This is a genomic window from Pseudomonas sp. Irchel s3a10 (assembly GCF_900187525.1).
Lineage (GTDB): Bacteria > Pseudomonadota > Gammaproteobacteria > Pseudomonadales > Pseudomonadaceae > Aquipseudomonas > Aquipseudomonas koreensis_G.
In genome coordinates, this window is sequence record NZ_FYDR01000001.1 from 1,210,365 (window position 1) to 1,234,257 (window position 23,893).

Sequence of the window (23,893 nt, forward strand, 5' to 3'; positions counted from 1 at the left end):
CAACTGACATACCGCTTTCGCGAGCAAGCCCGCTCCCACAGGGGGATTTGTGTTGGATTCGGGGATAGGGGGAGGAAAAAGAAGAATTGCCAAATTTCAGACACAAAAAACCCCGGCCTTTCGACCAGGGTCTTTGCTATCGATTCCGAAACAACCAACGGTTGCTTTCGGTGTTTCAAGGCGTTCAGTGGTCCTTGAAACAGATATGGCGCAGCGGACGGGACTCGAACCCGCGACCCCCGGCGTGACAGGCCGGTATTCTAACCGACTGAACTACCGCTGCGTATCGCTTTGAGCTTGCGCTCAAGTAACTCGTTTTGATTGAAAGCTTCGGTGCTTTGCAATCGCGAACCAGACAATGTCTGACTCGTAAAATATGGCGCAGCGGACGGGACTCGAACCCGCGACCCCCGGCGTGACAGGCCGGTATTCTAACCGACTGAACTACCGCTGCGCGTCGGTGGAGGCACTTTCAGCCTACCTCTTGCTTTCGCAAGTTTCTCGGGGAGTGGTGGGTGATGACGGGATCGAACCGCCGACATTCTGCTTGTAAGGCAGACGCTCTCCCAGCTGAGCTAATCACCCGTTTGCATCTCCGAGGCCGCGAAATTTACGCAGGTAGCGAACCTAAGTCAATAGCAGGATTGAAGTTTTTCTGAAAAAGACAAAATTGTTTCCACCCTGCAAGACCGCATTCGCGAGCAAGCCCGCTCCCACAGGGGGATCGCATTCCAAATGTGGGAGCGAGCTTGCTCGCGAAGACGGCAGACCATTTGACGCAAATTCAGGAGAAGAACGCGATCTACTCGGTATAAATCATCTTCTTGGTCATGCCACCATCCACGACGAACTCCTGCCCGGTCACAAACCCGGCATTGCGCGACAACAGCCACGCGACCATCGCCGCCACATCCTCGACCGTCCCCACCCTGCCCGCCGGATGCTGAGCATGATCGGCATCGGCCAGAGGCTCGGCTCGACGCGCAGAAGGATCCCGCGCATCGATCCAGCCCGGGCTGACCGCATTCACGCGAATCTCCGGCCCAAGGCTGATCGCCAGCGCATGGGTCAACGCCAACAATCCGCCCTTGCTCGCCGCATAAGCCTCGGTATCCGGCTCCGACTGCGCCGCACGGGTCGAGGCCAGATTGACGATCGAGCCGTTGTGCGCCCGCAGATACGGCGCACAGTGCTTGGCCAGCAGCATCGGCCCACTGAGATTCACCGCCAGCACCCGATTCCAATAGGCCAGATCAAGACTTTCCAGGGTGATGTTGTGCGGGTCGGCCACCGCCGCGTTGCACACCAACGCATCGAGACGACCGAATTGCCCGAGCACTTCGGCAACGCCGAGCGCCACCTGACTTTCATCCGCCACGTCCATGGCGATGAACCAGGCATTCTCGCCCAGCACCTTCGCCACTTTCGAACCGCGCACCCGATCAAGATCGGTCAGCACCACTTGCCAGCCTTCGCTGATCAACCAGGCCGCGATACCCAGACCGATGCCGCGCGCAGCACCGGTAACCAGCGCCACGCGGCCATGGGTGCCCGCCTTCGGAGTAGACAATTCGATCACAACGCCGCCAGACCGCGCGACAGATCAGCCTGCAGGTCCGCCACGTCTTCCAGTCCGACCGCGATGCGGATCAGGCTGTCACGAATCCCCGCCGCTTCCCGCTCCTGTGGCGCCAGGCGGCCGTGGGAGGTGGTGCTCGGATGAGTGATGGTGGTTTTGCTGTCACCGAGGTTGGCGGTGATCGAGATCAAACGGGTGGCATCGATAAAGCGCCACGCACCCTCCTTGCCACCCTTGACCTCGAAACTCACCACCGCACCGAAACCCTTCTGCTGACGCTGGGCCAGTTCGTGCTGCGGATGGCTCTTGAGACCGGCGTAATGGACTTTCTCGATACCGTCCTGCTGCTCCAGCCATTCAGCCAGTTGCTGGGCGTTGGCGCAGTGCGCCTTCATCCGCAGGTTCAGGGTTTCCAGGCCTTTGAGGAAGATCCACGCGTTGAACGGGCTCAAAGTTGGCCCGGCGGTGCGCAGGAAGCCGACGACTTCTTTCATCTGTTCGCTGCGACCGGCCACCACACCGCCCATGCAGCGGCCCTGGCCGTCGATGAACTTGGTTGCCGAGTGCACGACAATGTCCGCACCGAGTTTCAGCGGCTGCTGCAAGGCAGGCGTGCAGAAGCAGTTGTCGACCACCAGCATTGCGCCCTTGGCGTGAGCGATTTCCGCCAGTGCGGTGATATCCACCAGCTCGGCCAGCGGATTGGACGGCGACTCGACGAACAGCAATTTGGTGTTCGGCTTGATCGCCGCATCCCACGCCGAGAGATCGGCCAGCGGCACGTAGTCGACTTGCACACCGAAACGCTTGAAGTACTTCTCGAACAGACTGATGGTCGAACCGAACACGCTGCGCGACACCAGCACGTGATCGCCGGCACTGCACAGGCTCATCACCACCGCCATGATCGCGGCCATGCCCGTGGCGGTGGCGACCGCTTGCTCGGCACCCTCCAGCGCAGCGATGCGCTCTTCGAACGCGCGCACGGTCGGGTTGGTGTAGCGCGAGTACACGTTGCCCGGCACTTCGCCGGCAAACCGCGCAGCCGCGTCGGCAGCGGTGCGGAACACATAGCTGGAGGTAAAGAACATCGGATCACCGTGCTCGCCTTCCGGCGTACGGTGCTGACCGGCACGTACGGCCAGGGTATCGAACGCTACGCCTTCGAGGTCGCTGTCCAGCCGACCGGCATCCCATTCCTGACTCATGCTGTCACTCCTTGCCCTGTTCTTGAAAATTAAAAGTCAGATACAAAACCGGCCCCTCAGGGCCGGTAGAAACTCAGTTGTTGTACAGATCGATGATCGCACTGACCGCCTGGGTCTTGACCTTGGAGGCATCGTTGCGTGCCTGCTCGATCTTGTCCAGGTAGGCCTCGTCGACGTCGCCGGTGACGTACTTGCCGTCGAACACCGCGCAATCGAAGTTTTCGATCTTGATCTTGCCGCCACCGACCGCTTCGATCAAGTCAGGCAGGTCCTGATAGATCAGCCAGTCTGCGCCGATCAGATCCGCCACGTCCTGAGTCGAACGATTGTGTGCGATCAGTTCGTGAGCGCTCGGCATGTCGATGCCGTAAACGTTCGGGAAGCGTACGGCCGGGGCCGCCGAGCAGAAGTAGACGTTTTTCGCGCCGGCCTCACGGGCCATCTGGATGATCTGCTTGCAGGTGGTGCCGCGTACGATCGAGTCGTCGACCAGCATCACGTTCTTGCCGCGGAATTCCAGTTCGATGGCGTTGAGCTTCTGGCGAACCGACTTCTTGCGCGCCGCCTGGCCCGGCATGATGAAGGTCCGGCCGATGTAACGGTTCTTGACGAAGCCTTCGCGGAATTTCACACCCAGGTGGTTCGCCAGCTCCAGCGCGGCGGTGCGGCTGGTGTCCGGAATCGGGATGACCACGTCGATGTCGTGCTCTGGACGCTCGCGCAAGATCTTCTCGGCGAGTTTCTCGCCCATGCGCAGACGCGCCTTGTACACCGACACGCCGTCGATGATCGAGTCCGGACGCGCCAGGTAGACGTGCTCGAAGATGCACGGGGTCAGGGACGGGTTCGTCGCGCACTGACGGGTGTGCAGCTTGCCGTCTTCAGTGATGTAGACCGCTTCGCCCGGGGCCAGGTCGCGGATCAGGGTGAAACCGAGCACGTCCAGCGAAACGCTTTCGGAAGCGATCATGTACTCGACGCCTTCGTCGGTGTGACGCTGGCCGAACACGATCGGACGGATGCCGTGCGGGTCACGGAAACCGACGATGCCGTAACCGGTGATCATCGCCACCACCGCGTAACCGCCGACGCAACGGTTGTGCACGTCGGTCACGGCGGCAAACACGTCTTCTTCGGTCGGCTGCAGCTTGCCGCGCTGGGCCAGCTCGTGAGCGAAAACGTTCAGCAGCACTTCCGAGTCGGAACTGGTGTTGACGTGACGCAGGTCGGATTCGTAGATTTCCTTGGCCAACTGTTCAACGTTGGTCAGGTTGCCGTTGTGCGCCAGGGTGATGCCGTAAGGCGAGTTGACGTAAAACGGCTGCGCTTCGGCCGAGGTCGAGCTGCCGGCAGTCGGGTAACGGACGTGGCCGATCCCCATGTGGCCGACCAGGCGCTGCATGTGACGCTGCTGAAACACGTCACGCACCAGACCATTGTCCTTGCGCAAGAACAACCGGCCATCATGGCTGGTCACGATACCGGCAGCGTCCTGGCCGCGGTGCTGGAGCACGGTTAGCGCGTCATACAGCGCCTGATTGACGTTCGACTTACCGACGATACCGACGATGCCACACATGCGACGCAACCCCTACTTAATGGATCTGAACTGAACAACACTCACTGAGGCGTTTTGGCCGACGGCAAGAGTTGCTCCTTGAACGGAATATCAGCGGGTACGCTGATTCCGCTGGCAAGCCACTGACTGCTCCACCCGAGAATCAGGTTTTTGGACCAGTCGGCGACCAATAGAAACTTTGGCACGAGCTGTGATTCTTTCCACCACCCGTCCTGCTGTACCGGCCCCAGGCTCAACAGCCCGACTGCCACGACCACCAGCAACACGCCACGCGCCGCGCCGAAGGCCATGCCCAGGAATCGGTCAGTGCCGGACAACCCGGTCACGCGCACCAACTCGCCGATAAGATAATTGATCATTGCGCCCACGATCAGTGTGGCGACGAACATGATGGCACAGCCCGCGATCACGCGAGCCGATGGGGTTTCGATGTATCCGGCGAGGTACTCGGACAGTGAGCCACCGAACATCCAGGCAACCGCTCCTGCGATGATCCAGGTCACCAGCGATAATGCTTCCTTGACGAAGCCGCGGCTCAAACTGATCAAAGCGGAGATGGCGATGATTGCAACAATCGCCCAGTCAACCATGGTAAATGGCACAGTGCAGCCTACAGACGGATAAGGCGGCGCATTTTAGCAGAGCGCACCGCTGTCGGTAAGCTGCGATTTTCAGTGCATTTCAATCGAATCGATAGATCCTAGCCGCGCTCGGGCTGGAAGCGCACGACAAAACCCTTGAGATTCTGCTGGCGGCTCAACAGATCACGCAGACGATCGGCCTCGGCACGCTCGATCAGCGGCCCGACGAACACCCTATTCTTGCCGTCGGCGGAACGGATATAGGCGTTATAGCCTTGGCTGCGCAGGGTTTTCTGCAGGCTTTCGGCGCTGGCGCGACTCGACAGGCTGGCCAGTTGCACTGACCAGCTGACCGACAGACCGTTGGCATCGACACGACTTTGCGTGGTGTCAGGTTTCGACGCAGCAGCAATAGGCTGAGCAGGCGCCGGAATCGGCTTGGCCACCGCAGGCGGCGCAGCCGGTTTGGCGATTGCTATGGGCGCCGTTGGGGCCGGGGTTGGGGCCGAGGCCGGGGCTGCCGCGATTGGTGCAGCAGGCGCAGTATCTTCTGCGACTTCTTCATCCGCTGGCACCGGCTCTTGCGGCAAAGCCTGCGGCTCAGGCACGGCCACCGGCTCCATTTGCACCTGCGGCATCGAAGGGGCTTGCGGCGCGGCGGGCGCCTCGACCGTCACTTGACGTTGCTCGTCCTGGCGGGAAAACAGCATCGGCAGGAAAATCACCGCCAGTGCCACCAGCACCAGGGCGCCAACCATGCGCTGCTTGTACGCTTTATCCAGCAAAGCCATTTGCCGCTTCCTCCGTGGAGCGCCGGGCCAGCCATTCAAGGGCCTCGGCGACACAATAAAATGATCCGAACAACAGAATCTCGTCGTCGCTGGTGGCCACTGCGCACTGCCCTTCCAGCGCCGCCGCGACACTGTCATAGGACGTGACGGACGCGCCAAGGTTCTGCAACCCGGCGTGCAATTCACTGGCCGGACGCGAACGCGGCGAATCCAGCGGCGCGACCGCCCAATGCTGGACACTAGCATTCAATTCACCGACAACACCATCCAGATCCTTGTCGGCAAGCAAGCCGAACACCGCCAGACGCTTGCCCACCGGTTGCCGGCCGGCCAGCCGCCGCGCCAGATACTCCGCCGCGTGCGGGTTGTGCCCCACATCCAACAACAGGTTCAGGCGCTTGCCATCGAATTCGAAGGAGCGACGATCCAGCCGCCCGACCACGCGAGTGGTCTGCAAGGCCGCCACAATTTGCGCCGGATTCCACGGTAAACCGAGCAGCAGATATGCCTGCAAGGCCAGCGCGGCGTTTTCCATCGGCAGATCGAGCAGCGGCAAGTCGCGCAGCTCGACCGGCTGGCCTTGCGCATCGGTGCCGCGCCACTGCCAGTGCTGGTCTGTGATGCCGAGGTCGAAATCACGCCCGCGCAGGAAAAACGGACACGCCAGTTCGCGCGCCTTGTCGAGCAGCGGTTGCGGAGGATTCAGATCGCCGCACAGGGCAGGTTTGCCCTGACGGAAAATCCCGGCCTTCTCGAAGGCCACGGATTCGCGGGTATTGCCCAAGTATTCAGCATGATCGACGCCAATGCTGGTGACCAGCGCGATATCGGCATCCACCACGTTGACCGTATCCAGACGCCCGCCCAAACCGACTTCCAGCACCACAGCGTCAAGTTTTGCCTGTTGAAACAGCCAGAACGCCGCCAAGGTGCCCATTTCGAAGTACGTCAGGGAAGTGTCGCCACGCCCGGCCTCGACCGCAGCGAAGGCTTCGCACAGCTGCGCGTCAGTAGCTTCGACGTCGTTGAGCTGCACCCGCTCGTTGTAACGCAGCAGGTGCGGAGAATTGTAGACACCCACGCTCAGGCCCTGCGCCCGCAGCAATGCAGCCACGAAAGCGCAGGTCGAACCCTTGCCGTTGGTGCCGGTGACCGTAATCACCCGAGGCGCCGGCTGACCCAGTCCCATGCGGGACGCTACCTGTTGCGAACGCTCCAGCCCCATGTCGATGGCCGATGGATGCAACTGCTCAAGGTAGGCGAGCCACTCGCCAAGGGTACGCTCGGTCATACGTTGGCAGGCACCGGTGGAACGACGATTGGCTCCACAGGAGCGGCGACGTAGGTCGGTGTCGGCTGGCCGGTCAGTTGCGCCAGCAGGTTGCCCAGGCGTGGACGCAGTTCACGGCGATCGATGATCAGGTCAATCGCGCCATGCTCCAGCAGGAACTCGCTGCGCTGGAAGCCTTCCGGCAGTTTTTCCCGCACGGTCTGCTCGATCACGCGCGGGCCGGCGAAGCCGATCAGGGCTTTCGGCTCACCGACGATCACGTCACCCAGCATTGCCAGGCTGGCGGAAACGCCGCCGTAGACCGGGTCGGTCAGCACCGAGATGAACGGAATGCCTTCTTCACGCAGGCGCGCCAGTACGGCCGACGTCTTGGCCATCTGCATCAGCGAGATCAGCGCTTCCTGCATGCGCGCACCACCGGAGGCGGCGAAGCAGATCATCGGGCAACGGTTTTCCAGGGCGTAGTTGGCGGCGCGCACGAAGCGCTCACCGACAATGGCGCCCATGGAGCCGCCCATGAAGCTGAATTCGAACGCCGAAACCACCACCGGCATACCCAGCAGGGTGCCGCTGACGGAGATCAGCGCGTCTTTTTCGCCGGTCTGCTTCTGTGCAGCGACCAGACGATCCTTGTACTTCTTGCCGTCGCGGAATTTCAGACGGTCAACCGGCTCCAGGTCTGCACCCAGCTCGTTGCGGCCTTCGGCATCGAGGAAGATGTCGATACGCGCCCGTGCGCCGATGCGCATGTGATGGTTGCACTTGGGGCAAACGTCCAGGGTCTTTTCCAGCTCAGGGCGATACAGCACAGCCTCGCAGGACGGGCATTTGTGCCACAGACCTTCAGGCACCGAGCTCTTCTTGACCTCCGAACGCATGATCGAAGGGATCAGTTTGTCTACCAACCAGTTGCTCATGCTTTCTTTCTCCAGTACCGGCGGCCCGAACGCTCTGGTTCGCAGCCCCGCGTATGCCCTTCAGCTAAATTCATGTGTGTGGCGATGGTTGGTGGAACGCCGCGGTCAGCGCGAAACATGACCTGCGTGCAACTCCAGAAACCCTCAGCCTCGCCTGCTTTGTGCAAGTGCATTGATGGACGGCGGCAGTTCGCCAGCCGTCACATCGAAGTAGACGCTCCCTGCGAGCTTCTGCGTACGGCATTGATGAACGCGCGGATCTTCGCATGATCCTTGATGCCCTTGCTCGCCTCTACCCCACCGCTGACATCGACCGCGTACGGTTTGACTCGCGCCACGGCGTCGGCGACGTTTTCCGCGGTGAGACCACCGGCCAGGATCAGCGGCTTGCTCAAAGCTTGCGGAATCAATGACCAGTCGAACGCCTCGCCGGTTCCGCCAGGCACGCCTTCGACGTAAGTGTCGAGCAGCACGCCGCTGGCGCTCGGATAGGCATCGACGGCAGCCGCGATGTCATCGCCGGCCTTGACCCGCAATGCCTTGATGTACGGACGATGCCAACCTTCGCACTCTTCAGCGGTCTCATCGCCATGAAACTGCAACAGATCCAGCGGCACGGCATCGAGGATTTCCCCCAACTCGCAGCGGCTGGCGTTGACGAACAGGCCCACCGTCGTCACGAACGGCGGCAAAGCCTGGATGATCGCCCTCGCCTGCTGCACGCTCACTGCACGCGGGCTCTTGGCGTAAAACACGAAACCGATCGCATCCGCCCCGGCCTCGACGGCGGCCAACGCATCTTCCATGCGGGTAATCCCGCAGATCTTGCTGCGAACGGCTGACATATCGAGAAAAACTCCGCGTCAAATTCGGGAAAGTCCCGGATGGTAACAAAAGCGTTCGAGGGCGTCAGCCGTCAAGTTCCGAGAAACCCGTAAGGAAATGTGGCCCGATAAAACGCTCGGGCAACGGGAATTCGTCGTGGTACTCGACCTGCACCAGATACAACCCGTAAGGATGCGCTGTCACGCCACCGGAACGGCGCTCGCGGCTTTCCAGAACTTCCTTCATCCACTCGACCGGACGCTCGCCGGCACCGATGGTCATCAGCACGCCGGCAATGTTGCGCACCATGTGGTGCAAGAACGCGTTGGCGCGGATGTCGAGCACGATCATCTTGCCGTGACGGGTCACGCGCAGATGATGCATCTTCTTGATCGGCGACTTGGCCTGGCACTGGCCGGCGCGGAATGCACTGAAATCGTGGGTGCCGATCAAGTATTGCGCCGCTTCAGCCATACGCTCGACGTCGAGTGGGCGGTGGTTCCAGGTGATCTCTTCGTTGAGATGCGCCGGACGAATCTGATCGTTGTAGATCACATAACGATAACGCCGGGCGATGGCTTTGAACCGCGCATGAAAATGCGCCGGCATCACCCGCGCCCAACTGACACTGATGTCGTGGGGCAGATTGATATTGGCGCCCATCACCCAGGCTTTCAGCGAACGATCGACTGGCGTGTCGAAATGCACCACTTGACCACAGGCATGCACCCCGGCATCGGTACGCCCGGCGCACTGCAGCGAAATCGGCGAATTGGCGACTTTCGACAAGGCTTTTTCGAGCTCTTCCTGCACCGTGGCCACGCCGGTCAACTGGCGCTGCCAGCCGCTGTAGCGCGAGCCTTTGTACTCGACGCCCAGTGCCACACGGTAAAAGCCTTCGGGTGCCATTTCGGCGACCGGGTTATCTATGTTTGCCAAGGTGGGACAGCCTGCTGATGTACAAAGGCGGGCATTATAAGGCTGTGGGTCGGGGATGCCAGTCTGTTCTGTGTTGACCGATCTGGCCTCTTCGCGAGCAAGCCCGCTCCCACATTTGAAATGCGCTCTACCTGTGGGAGCGGGCTTGCTCGCGAAAGCGCCGTTCCAGGCGCTGCAGAATCCAGCCCAAACAAAAACGGCAGCCTCAATGGGCTGCCGTTTTTTTTACCGCTGGCTCATGCCAGGTGCGAAAGCATTTCCTTGGCTTCGCCACGCTGCTTTTCGTCACCCTCGGTCAGCACTTCGTTGAGGATGTCGCGTGCGCCGTCGTTGTCGCCCATGTCGATGTAGGCCTGGGCCAGATCGAGTTTGGTGGCCGCTTCGTCGGTGCCGGCGAGGAAGTCGAAATCGTCTTCGCCCAGATCATCGCCCACGGCCGCATCAGCTTCGGTGAAGGTCGGCTCGGCGATGCTCTGCGACAGGCGATCCAGCTCGGCGTTGACGTCATTCAGTTCCGCTGCGAATGCGTCAGGCTCGGCCGCCGGGTTGCTGTCCATTTCGTCAGCCAGCGACAGATCGAAATCCGCCGGCAGCTCCAGATCGTCCTGCGGCACTTCGTTGGCGACCACAGGCTCGGCTGGCGACAGATCTTTCACGCCTTCGTCCAGATCCAGCAGGAAGTCATCGTCCGCCAGGTCAGCCGCCGGGGCTGGCGCAGGCTCGGCACCCAGATCCAGATCGAGGTCGAAATCCGACAGGTCGTCGAGGTTCTCTTTGATCTCGGTCTGCTGTTGCAGCACCGATTCAAAGCTCAGATCGTCGTCGGCCGGGAACTCGTCCAGCTCCACCGGCGCTTCAGGCTCAACGACAGGCGCAGGCTCAACCGGAGTGATGTTATCGAGATCGTCCAAGCTCAGGTCGAACGCGCTGTCGAGGTCGTCTGCCGCAGGCTCAGGTGCAGGCGCCTCAGGCTCGTCGAGCAGCAGCTCCTTGACGTATTGCGCATCGAGTTCGGCGGCGGCCGCCGCTGCAGCCAGACCCGCGACAGCGACCACCGCCATGGCCGGGAAGCGTTTTTTCAGCTCTTCGACCTTGGCGAAGTTGTCACCGTTGGCCACCAGCTGACGCTCCTGAGCAACGAACGCATCGCGGTCGCCTTGCTGACCGTAGACTTCCATCAGTTTCAGACGCAGATCACTGCGTTGCGGCTCGAGGCTGACACCCTCTTCCAGCAGCGCCGCAGCCTGATTCAAGCGGCCGGCATTGATGTGCGACTGGGCCTTGTCCAGCACGTCATCGGAACGCTCGGCGGACGGCGCGACCAATGGCGCGGCAATCGGCTCAGCCATCACCACCGGAGCCACGACCGCAGCAGGCGCTGGCGCAGGTGCCGGGGTGTTGAGCTTGACGCTGGCAGCAGGGGTTTCCAGGCCTTCGAAGCTGCTTTCCGGCAGATCCTGCTCGGCGGAGAACTCTTGCTCTTCCGCCAGAGCGCGGGCCATGCGCAGGTGTTTCTCGGCTTCCTGCTGGGCTTTGCGGCGACGCGCCAATAGCAACAGCAGGAGCAGCAGCACCACCGCACCGCCGCCGATCAGACCCAGCAGGATCGGATTGGTCAGCAGTTCATTGAAGGTTTTGTCTTCATCGACTACCGGTTTTGGCGCAACCACTGGCGTCTCGGCAGGCGTGTCGACCGGTGGCGCAATCGCCGATTCAGGTGTTGGCGCCGCTTCTGCCGGGGTGGCTGGAGGGGTTGCAGCCAGTTCGGCGGTGATCGCCGGTACGGCAGCAGTGGCGGCTGGCGCAGCGCCCGGGCCTTCGGCCTGCATCTTCGCCAGTTGATTGTTCTTCAGCTCGATCAGGCGTTGCAGCTTGTCCAGCTGACTTTGCAGATCGGCCATGCGGCTTTTCAGTTCCTCGTTGTCACGACGGGTCGTGTCGAGGCTTTCCTGAGTCACCGCCAGTTTGTTGCTCAGGGCCTTGGCATCGCCGGCCGGGCCTTTGCCGCGAGCCTTGGCGTTTTCGGCAGAGACCAGACTCAGGTTGTCCTTGGCATTCTGGCCGGCGCCGACATTGCTGCTGCCACGCTTGGTGGCATCGAGCTGTTGCTGGCCGGTGCCAGGCTTGGCCACATAACGACGGCCCTGACGCCAGGCTTCGTTCTGCGCGGCGACTTCAGCAATCGCTTTGGACTGTGGCAGCGCGGTGCTTTCCACCGAGTCCGGCAGACGCAGCACCTGACCGGTTTTCAGCCGGTTGATGTTGCCGTCGATGAACGCGTCCGGGTTCAACGCCTGAATCGCCAGCATGGTCTGCTGCACCGAACCGCCGGTGCGCGCCTTCGCGGCAATTTCCCACAGGGTGTCGCGCGGCGTGGTGGTGTATTGCGACGGGTGCGTGGCGCCGGTGGTCGGTGCGGTGATGGTCTGCGACGGTGCCGGTTGCGCAGCGGCGTCAGCGGTCTGTGGCGAGAATTTCGACGGATCCAGCAGCACACTGTAATCGCGCAGCAGACGGCCGTTGGGCCACATCACCTGCACGAGGAATTTCACCATCGGTTCCGACAGCGGCTTGCTCGAAGTCACGCGCAGCACGCTTTTGCCGCTGGCGTTGAGCACCGGGGTGAACGTCAGGTCGTTGAGGAAGGCCTGGCGATCGACGCCGGCCTTCGCGAAATCTTCGGGTGAAGCCAGGCTCGGCACCACTTCGGCAGCGGTGAGATCCGCGACGTCGAGCAACTCGATCTCGGCCACCAGCGGCTGGTTCAGGGTCGACTTCAGGGTCAGCTCCCCGAGCCCGAGGGCATGCGCCATACCGGAGGACAGCGCCGAGGCGGCCGCTATTGCTAACACCAGTTTGCGAACTTGAACCATAGCCTCATCCTTTGTTTGAACGTTCCTCGGCCAGCGAGAAGATGTTGATTGCCGCTGCCGTAAGGCATTGCGCGCGACGACGACAGACTGCCGCGCGCGATCATTTCTTTGATGCCCCGGAAAGTCCCGGAGGGTGACACGTTATCAAGTGCTCCGGGCAAGCATAGCGCTCACCTAGAATCAGTCGACAAATTGTTGCCAAGTATCTTTTACAGCAGGTCTTTTATCAACAATTCAGCGACCTGCACAGCATTCAGGGCCGCGCCTTTGCGTACGTTATCTGACGTCAGCCACAGATTAAGTTCCGCCGGGTCGTCGACACCGCTGCGTACACGGCCAACATAGACAACGTCCTGCCCTACCGCGTCACCCACCGCGGTCGGATAATCGCCGGCCTCAACCAGCTCGATGCCAGGCGCGTCCTCAAGCGCAGCGTTGATCTTTGCCAGGTCGACCGCGTTCGCTGACTGCAAGGTCACGCTATAGCTATCGCCAAAAAACACCGGGGCTTGAACGCAAGTGGCGGAAATCTTTAATAAAGGCTGCTTCAGCACCTGACGCAACTCGCGCACCAGACGTTTTTCCAGCAGCGTGTGGCCTTGAGCGTCGGGCGTGCCGACCTGGGCCAACAGGTTGAAGGCCATCTGCCGATCGAAGAACGTCGGCTCCAGCGGACGCATGTTCAGCAGCTCGGCGGTCTGCCGGGCCAGCTCGGTCACGGCTTCGCGACCTTGGGCGGACACGGCCAGATTGGCAGTCACGTTGACGTATTGCAGCTCGAGCAAATCGAGCAGCGGTGCGAGCACCACGGCCAGCGTCGTCGCCGACGGACTTGGGCTGCTGACCTGGAACGGCGCTTTCAGACCGGCAATCACCTCAGCGTTGGCCTCCGGCACCACTTGCGGCGCCTGCTCGGCCGGCAATGCGCCGGACAGGTCGATCAGCGAGCAACCGGCCGCGTGGGCACGCGCGGCGTAGCTCAGGGAAACGGCAGCGCCAGCGGCGAAGAACACCAGTTTGACCTTGCTGAAATCGAACTCGTCGACTTCACGCACGCGCACATTCTTGTTGCGGAACAGCACCGAACTGCCAGCGGATTCGCTGCTGGCCAGCAGGTGCAGGTTGCCGACCGGGAAGTCGCGCTCTTCGAGAATCTGTACGAGGGTTTCGCCGACAGTACCGGTGGCGCCGACGACGGCAATATCAAGGGTCTGGGTCATGGTTCTACCTCTGGCGAAACGGGGGGAGCGGCACTTTACCGGGTGACTGGCATGCAGGCAATTTCTGTCGGAATTTGTAGCGCCTGTACCGGCCCCTTCGCGAGCAAGCTCGCTCCCACAGGGGAATGCATTTCTAATGTGGGAGCGGGCTTGCTCGCGAAGGCGTCAGACCAGACAACGCGAAACCTCAGGCATAAAAAAACCCGCACCTCTCACAAGGCACGGGTTCTTTCACTGCATCAAGCGATCAACGCTCCAGCAAAATCCGCAGCATGCGACGCAGCGGTTCGGCCGCGCCCCACAGCAGTTGGTCGCCGACGGTGAACGCACCGACGAATTGCGAACCCATGTTCAGCTTGCGCAGACGACCCACCGGTACGTTCAGGGTGCCGGTGACCTTGGTCGGGCTCAGCTCCTGCATGCTGATGTCGCGGTTGTTCGGCACCAGTTTGACCCAAGGGTTGTGCTGGCTGATCAGCCCTTCGATATCAGCGATCGGCACGTCTTTGTTCAGCTTGATGGTCAGCGCCTGGCTGTGGCAACGCATGGCGCCGATGCGCACGCAGATACCGTCGACCGGGATCGGGCTCTTGAAACGGCCGAGGATCTTGTTGGTCTCGGCCTGGGCCTTCCACTCTTCACGGCTCTGGCCGTTCGGCAGTTCCTTGTCGATCCACGGGATCAGGCTGCCGGCCAGTGGTACACCGAAGTTCTCGGTCGGGTACGCGTCGCTGCGCATGGCTTCGGCCACGCGACGGTCGATGTCGAGGATCGCGCTGGCAGGGTCTGCCAGTTGATCGGCCACCGCAGCGTGGGTCGCGCCCATCTGCTTGATCAGTTCACGCATGTTCTGCGCGCCGGCACCGGAGGCCGCCTGATAAGTCATGGCGCTCATCCACTCGACCAGACCAGCCTCGAACAGACCGCCCAGGCCCATCAGCATCAGGCTGACGGTGCAGTTGCCGCCGATGTAGTTCTTGGTGCCCGCGTCCAGTTGCTGGTCGATGACCTTGCGGTTGACCGGGTCGAGAATGATGACCGCGTCATCATTCATGCGCAGGCTGGAAGCCGCGTCGATCCAGTAACCCTGCCAGCCGGCCTCGCGCAGCTTCGGGAACACTTCGCTGGTGTAGTCGCCGCCCTGGCAGGTCAGAATCACGTCGAGGGTTTTCAGCTCTTCAATGCTGTAAGCGTCCTTGAGCGGAGCAATATCCTTGCCCACGGACGGGCCTTGGCCACCGACATTGGAAGTGGTGAAAAACACCGGCTCGATAAGATCGAAATCCTGCTCTTCCAGCATCCGCTGCATGAGCACGGAACCGACCATGCCGCGCCAACCGATCAGACCTACACGTTTCATCGCAACTACACCTTCTTGAAAAGTGGGCCGCTGCTTTGTATTGAATTTCGCAGCGGGCCCGAGAGATTACAGATTCCGCAGCGCGGCGACTACTGCGTCACCCATTTCCTGCGTTCCGACTTTAGTGCAACCGGCCGAATAGATGTCACCGGTACGCAAGCCTTGATCCAGCACCACGCTGACGGCTTTCTCGATGGCATCGGCCGCATCGTGCAGATTGAAGCTGTAACGCAGCATCATCGACACCGACAGAATGGTCGCCAACGGGTTGGCAATGCCTTTGCCCGCGATGTCCGGCGCCGAACCGTGGCAAGGCTCGTACATGCCCTTGTTGTTCGAATCCAGCGAGGCCGACGGCAGCATGCCGATGGAGCCGGTGAGCATCGAGGCTTCGTCGGACAGGATGTCGCCGAACATGTTGTCGGTGACGATCACGTCGAACTGCTTCGGTGCGCGCACCAGTTGCATGGCGGCGTTGTCGACGTACATGTGGCTCAGCTCGACTTCAGGGTAATCCTTGGCGACCTGCTCGACCACTTCACGCCACAGCTGGCTGGACGCCAGCACGTTGGCCTTGTCCACCGAGCACAGTTTCTTGCCGCGAACCATGGCCATGTCGAAACCGACGCGGGCGATGCGGCGGATTTCGCTTTCGCTGTACGGCAGGGTGTCGTAGGACTGACGCTCACCGTTTTCCAGGGTACGGGTGCCGCGTGGCGCGCCGAAGTAGATGCCGCCGGTCAGCTCACGGACGATCAGGATGTCCAGACCGGCAACGATTTCCGGCTTCAGGCTGGAAGCGTCGGCCAGTTGCGGGTAGAGGATCGCCGGACGCAGGTTGCCGAACAGGCCCAGTTGCGCACGGATTTTCAGCAGACCGCGCTCAGGGCGGATGTCACGCTCGATGGTGTCCCATTTCGGGCCGCCCACTGCGCCCAGCAGCACGGCGTCGGCAGCACGGGCACGATCAAGGGTTTCGTCGGCCAGCGGCACGCCATGCTTGTCGATGGCGGCACCACCGATCACGTCATGGCTCAGCTCGAAGCCCAGGCTGTACTTGTCGTTGGCCAGTTCCAGCACCTTGACCGCTTCGGCCATGATTTCCGGACCAATACCGTCACCTGGGAGAATCAGAATCTGCTTGCTCATGCTTTCCTCGTGTCTTCAATCGGTGCGCCACTCAGGGCGCGCCCGGAAAAATTCTTATCGCTCAGCCATCAATACGATCACATCTGTACTGAACGAGCCGTCGGCATCAATCTCAAAATATTCGCGCACTTCGTTGCCCATCGACTGCTGCAACTGGCGGATCGCAGCGCGCATCACCTCGGGTGTGCGCATGCGCTCGACCCAACTGCTGTACTCCAGACGCAGGCGCTGACGGGTGGTGCTGCGGGTATGCAGCCCGGCCTCGCTGACCTGACGCAACCACTCAGCGGCGGAATAATTGCGCACGTGACTGGTGTCGCGCAGCACCTCGACGCTTTGCAGGTAAGTGTCGAACAACGGACTGCCCGGTGACAACACGTCGACGAACGCCGCCACGCCACCCGGTTTCAGCACCCGGCGCACTTCGCGCAGGGCCACCCCGAGGTCGCTCCAATGGTGCGCCGAATAACGGCTGAACACGTAATCGAATTCGCCATCGGCAAACGGCAGGCGCTCGGCGGCGCCGTTGACCGTGGCAATGTTGTTCATGCCGCGATCAACCGCCGCAGCGGCGACCACATCAAGCATTTGCTGCGACAGGTCGTAGGCCACCACTTCCTTGACCAGCGGCGCCACATGAAAACTCACATGACCGGCGCCGCAACCGAGGTCCAGAACCCGGGCTTCGCCCTGCCCGGCCAGTTCAGCCTGTAGCAGCGCGAATTCGGTGCCTTGAGCGTGAACGGCGCTGCTCAGGTAGGCGGCGGCCTGTTCACCGAATTGCTTTTGTACAACCTGACTGTGCTGGGCGGTGCTGGTCATGGGGAATTCCTTTTTGGCTGTAGTTTTGTGTTGCCTTTGCGGGCCTCATCGCGAGCAGGCTCACTCCTACATTTGGAATGCGTACACCTGTAGGAGTGAGCCTGCTCGCGATGGCGTCATTAGCCATACACAAAAATCATGCGTCGCGGAACAACCACGGCTGGCTCACACGATGCTTGGCCTCGAACGCCGCAATCGCATCACCGTCCTGCAAGGTCAGGCCGATATCGTCCAGACCATTGAGCAGGCAATGCTTGCGGAAGGCGTCGATCTCGAAGCGGTACACCTTGCCGTTCGGACTGGTCACGGTCTGCTCGTGCAGATCGATCTGCAATTGATAGCCCGGCTCGGCCTCGACCTGCTTGAACAATTCATCGACTTCAGCGTCGCTCAGGATGATCGGCAGCAAGCCGTTCTTGAAGCTGTTGTTGAAGAAGATGTCGGCGTAGCTCGGTGCGATGATGCTGCGGAAACCGTATTCTTCCAGTGCCCATGGCGCGTGTTCACGGCTGGAGCCGCAACCGAAGTTTTCACGGGCCAGCAACACACTGGCGCCCTGATAACGCTCGGCGTTGAGCACGAACTCCTTGTTCAACGGGCGCTTGGAGTTGTCCTGATACGGCTGGCCGACATCCAGGTAACGCCACTCGTCGAACAGGTTCGGGCCGAAACCGGTGCGCTTGATCGACTTCAAGAACTGCTTGGGAATGATCTGGTCGGTGTCGACGTTGGCACGATCCAGAGGCGCGACAAGACCAGTGTGCTGGGTAAAAGCTTTCATGCTGCGCTCCTTTAGATCAATTCACGAACGTCGATGAAACGACCGTTCACCGCCGCCGCAGCGGCCATGGCCGGGCTCACGAGGTGGGTACGACCACCGGCGCCCTGACGGCCTTCGAAGTTACGGTTGGAGGTCGAGGCGCAATGCTCGCCGGACTCCAAACGGTCCGGGTTCATCGCCAGGCACATCGAGCACCCCGGCTCACGCCATTCGAAACCGGCTTCGAGGAAGATTTTGTCGAGACCTTCGGCTTCCGCCTGCGCCTTCACCAGGCCCGAACCCGGCACCACGATCGCCTGCTTGATCGTCGAAGCGACTTTGCGGCCCTTGGCGATCACGGCCGCAGCGCGCAAGTCTTCGATACGCGAGTTGGTGCAGGAGCCGATGAACACGCGATCCAGCTGAATGTCGGTAATCGCCTGATTGGCGGTCAAACCCATGTATTTCAGGGCGCGGACGATCGAATCGCGCTTGACCAGATCCATCTCTTTGGCCGGATCCGGCACGTTCTGATCAACGGCCAGGACCATTTCAGGCGAAGTGCCCCAGCTGACTTGCGGCTTGATCTGCGCAGCATCGAGTTCAACTACGGTGTCGAACTTGGCATCCGCGTCGGAGACCAGGTCTTTCCAGGCTTCAACCGCCTGATCCCACTGCGCGCCTTTCGGCGCAAACGGACGGCCCTTGACGTACTCGACGGTCTTCTCGTCGGCAGCCACCAGGCCCACGCGGGCGCCGGCTTCGATGGACATGTTGCAGATGGTCATGCGGCCTTCGACGGACAAATCGCGGATCGCGCTGCCGGCGAATTCGATGGCGTGGCCGTTACCGCCGGCGGTGCCGATCTTGCCGATCACCGCGAGGACGATGTCCTTGGCGGTCACGCCGAACGGCAACTGACCTTCGACGCGCACCAGCATGTTCTTCATTTTTTTCGCGACCAGGCACTGGGTGGCGAGCACGTGCTCGACCTCGGAAGTGCCGATCCCGTGTGCCAAGGCACCGAAAGCGCCGTGGGTCGAGGTGTGCGAGTCGCCGCAGACCACGGTCATGCCCGGCAAGGTCGCGCCCTGCTCCGGGCTGATCACGTGGACGATGCCCTGACGGATGTCGTTCATCTTGAACTCGACAATCCCGTACTCATCACAGTTGTCATCGAGGGTCTGAACCTGCAAACGCGAGACCTGATCGGCAATGGCTTCGATGCCGCCCTTGCGCTCCGGTGTGGTCGGTACGTTGTGATCCGGGGTCGCGATGTTGGCATCGATGCGCCAAGGCTTGCGCCCGGCCAGACGCAGGCCTTCGAAGGCTTGCGGCGAGGTCACTTCGTGGATGATGTGACGATCGATATAGATCAGCGCCGAGCCATCGTCGCGCTGTTTGACCAAATGCGAATCCCAGAGCTTGTCGTAGAGCGTTTTGCCGGCCATCAGACGGTTCCTCATCAGCTTGTTTCTATGCCTTGGGCTTATCAATAACCCTTTGGCTTGTGAGGCCGATCCTATGGGGTTACATTAAATAACTCAAATTCATATTTTTTATGCTTTGGATAACCAATTGGAATACAAACCATGGATCTGGCCAACCTCAATGCTTTTATCGCCATCGCCGAGACCGGCAGCTTCTCCGGCGCCGGGGAACGCCTGCATCTGACGCAACCGGCGATCAGCAAACGCATCGCCGGGCTAGAGCAACAATTGAAGGTGCGGCTGTTCGACCGACTCGGTCGTGAAGTCGGCCTGACCGAGGCTGGCCGCGCCCTGCTGCCCCGGGCTTATCAGATTCTCAACGTGCTGGACGACACCCGCCGAGCCCTGACCAACCTGACCGGCGAAGTCAGCGGCCGGCTGACCCTGGCCACCAGTCACCACATCGGTTTGCACCGTTTGCCGCCACTCTTGAGGGAATTCACCCGCCGCTACCCACAAGTGGCGCTGGATATTCAGTTCCTCGATTCGGAAGTGGCCTACGAAGAAATTCTCCATGGCCGTGCAGAACTGGCCGTGATCACCCTGGCGCCGGAGCCGCACACGCTGGTCAAAGCCACGCCGGTGTGGGACGACCCGCTGGATTTCGTGGTGGCGCCGGAACATTCGCTGATCAGCAATGGCGCGGTGAGCCTGGCGGACATTGCCGGTCATCCGGCGGTTTTTCCCGGAGGCAACACCTTTACTCATCACATTGTCCAACGCTTGTTCGAAGCCCAAGGGCTGACGCCGAACATCGCCATGAGCACCAACTACCTGGAAACCATCAAGATGATGGTCTCCATTGGTCTGGCCTGGAGTGTTCTGCCACGCACCATGCTTGATGAACAGGTGGCGCGCATACCTTTGCCGGGCATACAGCTCAGTCGCCAGCTAGGCTATATCGTGCACACCGAACGGACGCTGTCGAATGCGGCAAGGGCTTTCATGGCCTTGCTGGATGCGCAAATCGATCTGCCAGGGACTCCAGGCTAACTTGTGCTACTCCTATAGAGCCGCTGTCCCTGTGCCTAACGCCACCATCAGCTCAAGGCCCGTTAACAATGCCGAAATCTGTTGACCGAATTCCGCCGATGCCGCGTATTCAGGCCATTGATCCGCGACGTTCCGAGCAGAGCTGGGAGAGTGCGCCGCAATTGCTCGCCGCGCTCAACGGTGCCCGGCTCGGCGCGTGGTATTGGGACATCGAGCGCGGGCAGATCAGTTGGTCACGTGGCACTCAGGCGCTGTTCGGCTTCGATCCACGGCAACCGCTGCCGCGGGATCTGGAATATCTGGACCTGCTGCCGCCCGAAGACCGAGCTAAAACCGTGCGCGCCTTCCACGCGGTGATTGCCGGCGCCCCGCTGGAGCAGGCGATGCACCACCGCATCCGCTGGCCCGACGGCAGCCTGCACTGGCTGGAGATCAGCGGCAGCCTGCTGCCGGATAAAAACGGCCGTCCCCGAATGATCGGGGTGATTCGCGAAATCACCCACCAACGGCAACGCGAACAGGCCCTCAGCAGCTCGGAGAAACGTTTCGCCACACTCTTTCACCTGTGCCCGAACATGGTGCTGCTGACGCGCCAGGAAGACGGCCTGATCACCGAAGCCAACCAGTATTTCGAAAGCCTGTTCGGCTGGCCGGTCCAGGACGCCATCGGTCGCACCACGCTGGAACTGGGCCTGTGGGTGCACCCCGAACAACGCGCAGAGCTGGTGAAAAAGACCAAGGCCAAAGGCGAATTGATCAGCATGGAAGTGCAGTTCCGCGCCAGCAACGGGCAGATTCATGACGGCATTCTCAGCGCGCAGAAGGTCGAACTCGAAGGCCAGCCGTATCTGCTCAGCACGTTTCTCGACACCACCGAACGCAAAGCCGCCGAACACGCCTTGAAAGACAGCCAGGAACGCCTCGATCTGGCGCTGGACTCGGCGCAGCTCGGCACTTGGGACTGGCACATTCCCAGCGGCATGCTCTACGGCTCGGCGCGGGCCGCGCAATTGCACGGGCTGGAGCCGATCCCGTTTCACGAATCGTTCGAGGAGTTCTTCGAAGGCGTGCCCGGCGAGGAGCGCGACAGCATGCGCGACGCCTACCGCAGCCTGCGCGAAGGCCCGGCCGGCAATTATCAACTGACCTATCGCGTGCAACTGCCCGACGGCAGCTCGCGCTATCTGGAAAGCCGCGCCCGCCTGTATCGCGACGAAAACGGTGCGCCGCTGCGCATGGCCGGGACGCTGTTGGACATCACCGATCAGGTCGAGCGCGAGCAACGTCTGGTTGCTTCGGAAGAGAAATTCGCCACGCTGTTCCAAGTCAGCCCCGACCCGATCTGCGTCACCCGCCAGGACAGCGGCGAGTTCATCGAGATCAACAACAGCTTTACCCAGACCTTCGGCTGGAGCGCCGCCGACGTGATCGGGCGCACCGCCGAAGACATCGGCCTGTGGGACGCCTCGGCGAAAAGCCTGCAACGCATCGAGCGGGTGATCCGCGAACAGGGCCTGAGCAATGTCGCAATCATCGTCCAGCACAAGGACGGCCAGTCGTTGACGTGCGTGATTTCCAGCCGGCAGATCAGCGTCGGCAATCAGCCATGCATCGTCACCACCCTGCGCGACATCACCCAACAACAGCGCTCCGAAGCCGCTCTCAAGGCCAGCGAAGAGAAATTCGCCAAGGCGTTCCACTCCAGCCCCGACGCAATCACCATCACCGAACGTGACACCGGGCGCTATCTGGAGGTCAACGACGGTTTCTGCCGCCTCACCGGTTATCGTGCCGACGAGGTGGTGGGCAAAACCGTGTACCAGATCGGCATCTGGGCCGAAGAGAAACAACGCTCGGCGCTGCTCGCCGAACTGCAGATCAAGGGCCGCGTACACCATCAGGAAATGCTCGGGCGCAACAAGCGCGGTGAGTTGCTGACCGTTGAAGTGTCGATCGAACCGATCACCCTCAACGAAACGGCATGCCTGCTGCTGACCGCCCGGGACGTCAGCCTGTTGAAAAACGCTGAAGCGCAGATCCGCCATCTGGCCTATCACGATCCGCTGACCAATCTGCCCAACCGCGCCCTGCTGATGGATCGCCTGAGCCAGCAGATCGCCCTGCTCAAGCGCCACAATCTGCGCGGCGCGCTGCTGTTCCTCGACCTTGACCACTTCAAGCACATCAACGACTCGCTGGGCCACCCGGTCGGCGACACGGTGCTGAAAATCATCACCGCGCGGCTCGAAGCCAGCGTGCGCATGGAGGACACGGTGGCGCGTCTCGGCGGCGATGAATTCGTGGTGCTGCTCAGCGGCCTCGAAGGCACGCGCAACGAGGTCAGTGCACAAGTGCGGGAACTGGCCGACACCATTCGCGAGCTGCTCTCGGAGCCGATGTTCCTCGACGGCCAGCGCCTGCAAGTGACGCCGAGCATCGGCGTGGCACTGATTCCCGATCACGGCTCGACCCCGACCGACCTGCTCAAGCGCGCCGACATCGCCCTGTACCGGGCCAAGGATTCCGGGCGCAACACCACGCAGATGTACCACAACACCATGCAGAAGGCGGCCAGCGAACGGCTGCGCATGGAGACCGATCTGCGCCTGGCACTGTCGCGCGGCGAGTTCAACGTGCACTACCAGCCGCAGGTCGATGCGCAGGACAACCGCATCATCGGCGCCGAAGCGCTGGTGCGCTGGAACCACCCGGAACTCGGCGCGCAATCGCCCACCGAATTCATCAAGGTGCTGGAGGACAGCGGCCTGATTCTGGAAGTCGGCACCTGGATCCTCGACGAGGCGTGCGGGGCGTTCAAACAACTGATCGCGCTGAAACTGGTCGATCCGCTCAACTTCAGCCTGTGCGTGAACATCAGCCCACGGCAGTTCCGCCAGAACGACTTCGTCGAACGCATCGAACACAGCATGAGCAGCCACGGCCTGCCCTGCTCGCTGCTGAAACTGGAGATCACCGAAGGCATCGTCATCCAGAATCTGGATGACACCATCATCAAGATGCGCCGCCTGAAAAAACTCGGCGTGAGCTTCGCCATGGACGATTTCGGCACCGGCTATTCATCGCTGACCTACCTCAAGCGCCTGCCGGTGGACACCCTGAAAATCGACCAGTCGTTCATCCGCGACGCAACCACCGACCCCAACGACGCCGAGATCATCCGCGCCATTGTCGCCATGGCCCGCAGCCTGGAACTGGAGGTGATTGCCGAAGGCGTGGAGACGCCGGAGCAACTGGCGTTCCTGCAAGGTCTCGGCTGCCATTTATATCAGGGCTATCTGCACAGTCGGCCGGTGGCGCTGGAGGCGTTGAAAAAGATGCTCGAATGACGATGTCTAGTCCTGAAATAGGTTTACACCTGTTTCACCCTGACGCCCGATGCACCGCATCGGGCGTTTTGTATTTCAAAGACAGGTGCGGACGCTCACCGTTGTAGATCGATACCGACTCACTCACCATCTTCTTCGCCTGCGTTAAATCCTGTGGTCGCTGGAGCAT

At 61.3% G+C, this 23,893-nt stretch carries 19 protein-coding genes and 3 tRNA genes; 2 read left to right on the plus strand and 20 right to left on the minus strand.

Translation table 11 applies throughout. The features are described 5' to 3' along the window. Positions 1-206: 206 nt before the first annotated feature. From CKW11_RS05430 to leuC, 19 genes are all read right to left on the minus strand, one after another. Positions 207-283: transfer RNA gene (locus CKW11_RS05430), tRNA-Asp, on the minus strand. A gap of 94 nt (positions 284-377) precedes the next feature. Continuing rightward, positions 378-454, minus strand: a tRNA-Asp gene (locus tag CKW11_RS05435). A gap of 55 nt (positions 455-509) precedes the next feature. Next, a tRNA-Val gene (locus CKW11_RS05440) sits at positions 510-585 on the minus strand. 217 nt (positions 586-802) lie between these two features. Beyond that, positions 803-1,579 carry an SDR family oxidoreductase gene (locus CKW11_RS05445; protein ID WP_095136725.1) on the minus strand — a complete coding sequence of 259 codons (777 nt, stop codon included), beginning with the start codon at positions 1,577-1,579 and terminating at the stop codon, positions 803-805. After that, entirely contained in the window at positions 1,576-2,787 is a 1,212-nt protein-coding gene (locus CKW11_RS05450) for an O-succinylhomoserine sulfhydrylase (RefSeq protein WP_027611539.1), read from the minus strand. Before CKW11_RS05450 ends, CKW11_RS05445 begins: the two co-directional genes overlap by 4 nt. 73 nt (positions 2,788-2,860) lie before the next feature. Continuing rightward, positions 2,861-4,366, minus strand: coding sequence for an amidophosphoribosyltransferase (purF, locus tag CKW11_RS05455; RefSeq protein WP_003226416.1), 1,506 nt, complete (start codon positions 4,364-4,366; stop codon positions 2,861-2,863). A gap of 41 nt (positions 4,367-4,407) precedes the next feature. Further along, positions 4,408-4,968 (minus strand): CvpA family protein, encoded by a 561-nt coding sequence (locus tag CKW11_RS05460; protein WP_045122548.1) that lies wholly within the window; start codon positions 4,966-4,968, stop codon positions 4,408-4,410. A gap of 98 nt (positions 4,969-5,066) precedes the next feature. Next, complete coding sequence (locus CKW11_RS05465; protein ID WP_095136726.1) at positions 5,067-5,738, minus strand: SPOR domain-containing protein; 672 nt, start codon at positions 5,736-5,738, stop codon at positions 5,067-5,069. Continuing rightward, positions 5,722-7,029: a bifunctional tetrahydrofolate synthase/dihydrofolate synthase gene (gene folC / locus CKW11_RS05470; protein WP_095136727.1), complete on the minus strand. Its 1,308-nt coding sequence runs from the start codon at positions 7,027-7,029 to the stop codon at positions 5,722-5,724. The genes CKW11_RS05465 and folC overlap by 17 nt, the downstream gene beginning before the upstream one ends. Further along, on the minus strand, positions 7,026-7,946 hold the full coding sequence (gene accD, locus CKW11_RS05475; protein ID WP_027611535.1) for an acetyl-CoA carboxylase, carboxyltransferase subunit beta: 921 nt from the start codon (positions 7,944-7,946) through the stop codon (positions 7,026-7,028). Before accD ends, folC begins: the two co-directional genes overlap by 4 nt. 200 nt (positions 7,947-8,146) lie before the next feature. Beyond that, entirely contained in the window at positions 8,147-8,791 is a 645-nt protein-coding gene (locus CKW11_RS05480; RefSeq protein ID WP_095136728.1) for a phosphoribosylanthranilate isomerase, read from the minus strand. Positions 8,792-8,855: 64 nt separating this feature from the next. After that, positions 8,856-9,680 carry a tRNA pseudouridine(38-40) synthase TruA gene (truA, locus tag CKW11_RS05485; protein WP_177439981.1) on the minus strand — a complete coding sequence of 275 codons (825 nt, stop codon included), beginning with the start codon at positions 9,678-9,680 and terminating at the stop codon, positions 8,856-8,858. Between the two features lie 266 nt (positions 9,681-9,946). Continuing rightward, positions 9,947-12,583 carry a FimV/HubP family polar landmark protein gene (locus CKW11_RS05490; RefSeq protein WP_095136730.1) on the minus strand — a complete coding sequence of 879 codons (2,637 nt, stop codon included), beginning with the start codon at positions 12,581-12,583 and terminating at the stop codon, positions 9,947-9,949. A gap of 209 nt (positions 12,584-12,792) precedes the next feature. Then, on the minus strand, positions 12,793-13,803 hold the full coding sequence (locus tag CKW11_RS05495; protein WP_095136731.1) for an aspartate-semialdehyde dehydrogenase: 1,011 nt from the start codon (positions 13,801-13,803) through the stop codon (positions 12,793-12,795). 247 nt (positions 13,804-14,050) lie between these two features. After that, positions 14,051-15,163 (minus strand): aspartate-semialdehyde dehydrogenase, encoded by a 1,113-nt coding sequence (gene asd, locus CKW11_RS05500; RefSeq protein WP_003226428.1) that lies wholly within the window; start codon positions 15,161-15,163, stop codon positions 14,051-14,053. A 66-nt stretch (positions 15,164-15,229) separates the two neighbouring features. Continuing rightward, positions 15,230-16,312: a 3-isopropylmalate dehydrogenase gene (gene leuB / locus CKW11_RS05505; RefSeq protein ID WP_003226430.1), complete on the minus strand. Its 1,083-nt coding sequence runs from the start codon at positions 16,310-16,312 to the stop codon at positions 15,230-15,232. A gap of 54 nt (positions 16,313-16,366) precedes the next feature. Further along, a complete protein-coding gene (locus tag CKW11_RS05510; protein ID WP_095136732.1) occupies positions 16,367-17,134 on the minus strand; it encodes a class I SAM-dependent methyltransferase in 768 nt (255 codons plus the stop codon). A 136-nt stretch (positions 17,135-17,270) separates the two neighbouring features. Next, a complete protein-coding gene (gene leuD / locus CKW11_RS05515; protein WP_007969234.1) occupies positions 17,271-17,915 on the minus strand; it encodes a 3-isopropylmalate dehydratase small subunit in 645 nt (214 codons plus the stop codon). A gap of 11 nt (positions 17,916-17,926) precedes the next feature. Continuing rightward, positions 17,927-19,345, minus strand: a complete 1,419-nt coding sequence (gene leuC / locus CKW11_RS05520; protein ID WP_095136733.1) for a 3-isopropylmalate dehydratase large subunit — start codon at positions 19,343-19,345, stop codon at positions 17,927-17,929. A 141-nt stretch (positions 19,346-19,486) separates the two neighbouring features. Here leuC and CKW11_RS05525 point away from each other — a divergent pair, with 141 nt between their 5' ends. Continuing rightward, positions 19,487-20,377: a LysR family transcriptional regulator gene (locus tag CKW11_RS05525; protein ID WP_007969232.1), complete on the plus strand. Its 891-nt coding sequence runs from the start codon at positions 19,487-19,489 to the stop codon at positions 20,375-20,377. A 68-nt stretch (positions 20,378-20,445) separates the two neighbouring features. Further along, positions 20,446-23,724 carry a PAS domain S-box protein gene (locus CKW11_RS05530; RefSeq protein ID WP_095136734.1) on the plus strand — a complete coding sequence of 1,093 codons (3,279 nt, stop codon included), beginning with the start codon at positions 20,446-20,448 and terminating at the stop codon, positions 23,722-23,724. A 34-nt stretch (positions 23,725-23,758) separates the two neighbouring features. Here CKW11_RS05530 and CKW11_RS05535 read toward each other — a convergent pair. After that, positions 23,759-23,893 (minus strand): integrase core domain-containing protein (locus CKW11_RS05535; protein WP_143499931.1); only part of this gene is annotated, 135 nt, incomplete at its 5' end.

Coding starts and splice junctions, on each gene's coding strand:
- CKW11_RS05450 (WP_027611539.1), bottom strand. CDS start 2,787: ATGAGTCAGGAATGGGATGCCGGTCGGCTGGACAGCGACCTCGAAGGC.
- purF (WP_003226416.1), bottom strand. CDS start 4,366: ATGTGTGGCATCGTCGGTATCGTCGGTAAGTCGAACGTCAATCAGGCG.
- CKW11_RS05465 (WP_095136726.1), bottom strand. CDS start 5,738: ATGGCTTTGCTGGATAAAGCGTACAAGCAGCGCATGGTTGGCGCCCTG.
- folC (WP_095136727.1), bottom strand. CDS start 7,029: ATGACCGAGCGTACCCTTGGCGAGTGGCTCGCCTACCTTGAGCAGTTG.
- accD (WP_027611535.1), bottom strand. CDS start 7,946: ATGAGCAACTGGTTGGTAGACAAACTGATCCCTTCGATCATGCGTTCG.
- CKW11_RS05480 (WP_095136728.1), bottom strand. CDS start 8,791: ATGTCAGCCGTTCGCAGCAAGATCTGCGGGATTACCCGCATGGAAGAT.
- truA (WP_177439981.1), bottom strand. CDS start 9,680: ATGGCACCCGAAGGCTTTTACCGTGTGGCACTGGGCGTCGAGTACAAA.
- CKW11_RS05490 (WP_095136730.1), bottom strand. CDS start 12,583: ATGGTTCAAGTTCGCAAACTGGTGTTAGCAATAGCGGCCGCCTCGGCG.
- CKW11_RS05495 (WP_095136731.1), bottom strand. CDS start 13,803: ATGACCCAGACCCTTGATATTGCCGTCGTCGGCGCCACCGGTACTGTC.
- asd (WP_003226428.1), bottom strand. CDS start 15,163: ATGAAACGTGTAGGTCTGATCGGTTGGCGCGGCATGGTCGGTTCCGTG.
- leuB (WP_003226430.1), bottom strand. CDS start 16,312: ATGAGCAAGCAGATTCTGATTCTCCCAGGTGACGGTATTGGTCCGGAA.
- CKW11_RS05510 (WP_095136732.1), bottom strand. CDS start 17,134: ATGACCAGCACCGCCCAGCACAGTCAGGTTGTACAAAAGCAATTCGGT.
- leuD (WP_007969234.1), bottom strand. CDS start 17,915: ATGAAAGCTTTTACCCAGCACACTGGTCTTGTCGCGCCTCTGGATCGT.
- leuC (WP_095136733.1), bottom strand. CDS start 19,345: ATGGCCGGCAAAACGCTCTACGACAAGCTCTGGGATTCGCATTTGGTC.
- CKW11_RS05525 (WP_007969232.1), top strand. CDS start 19,487: ATGGATCTGGCCAACCTCAATGCTTTTATCGCCATCGCCGAGACCGGC.
- CKW11_RS05530 (WP_095136734.1), top strand. CDS start 20,446: ATGCCGAAATCTGTTGACCGAATTCCGCCGATGCCGCGTATTCAGGCC.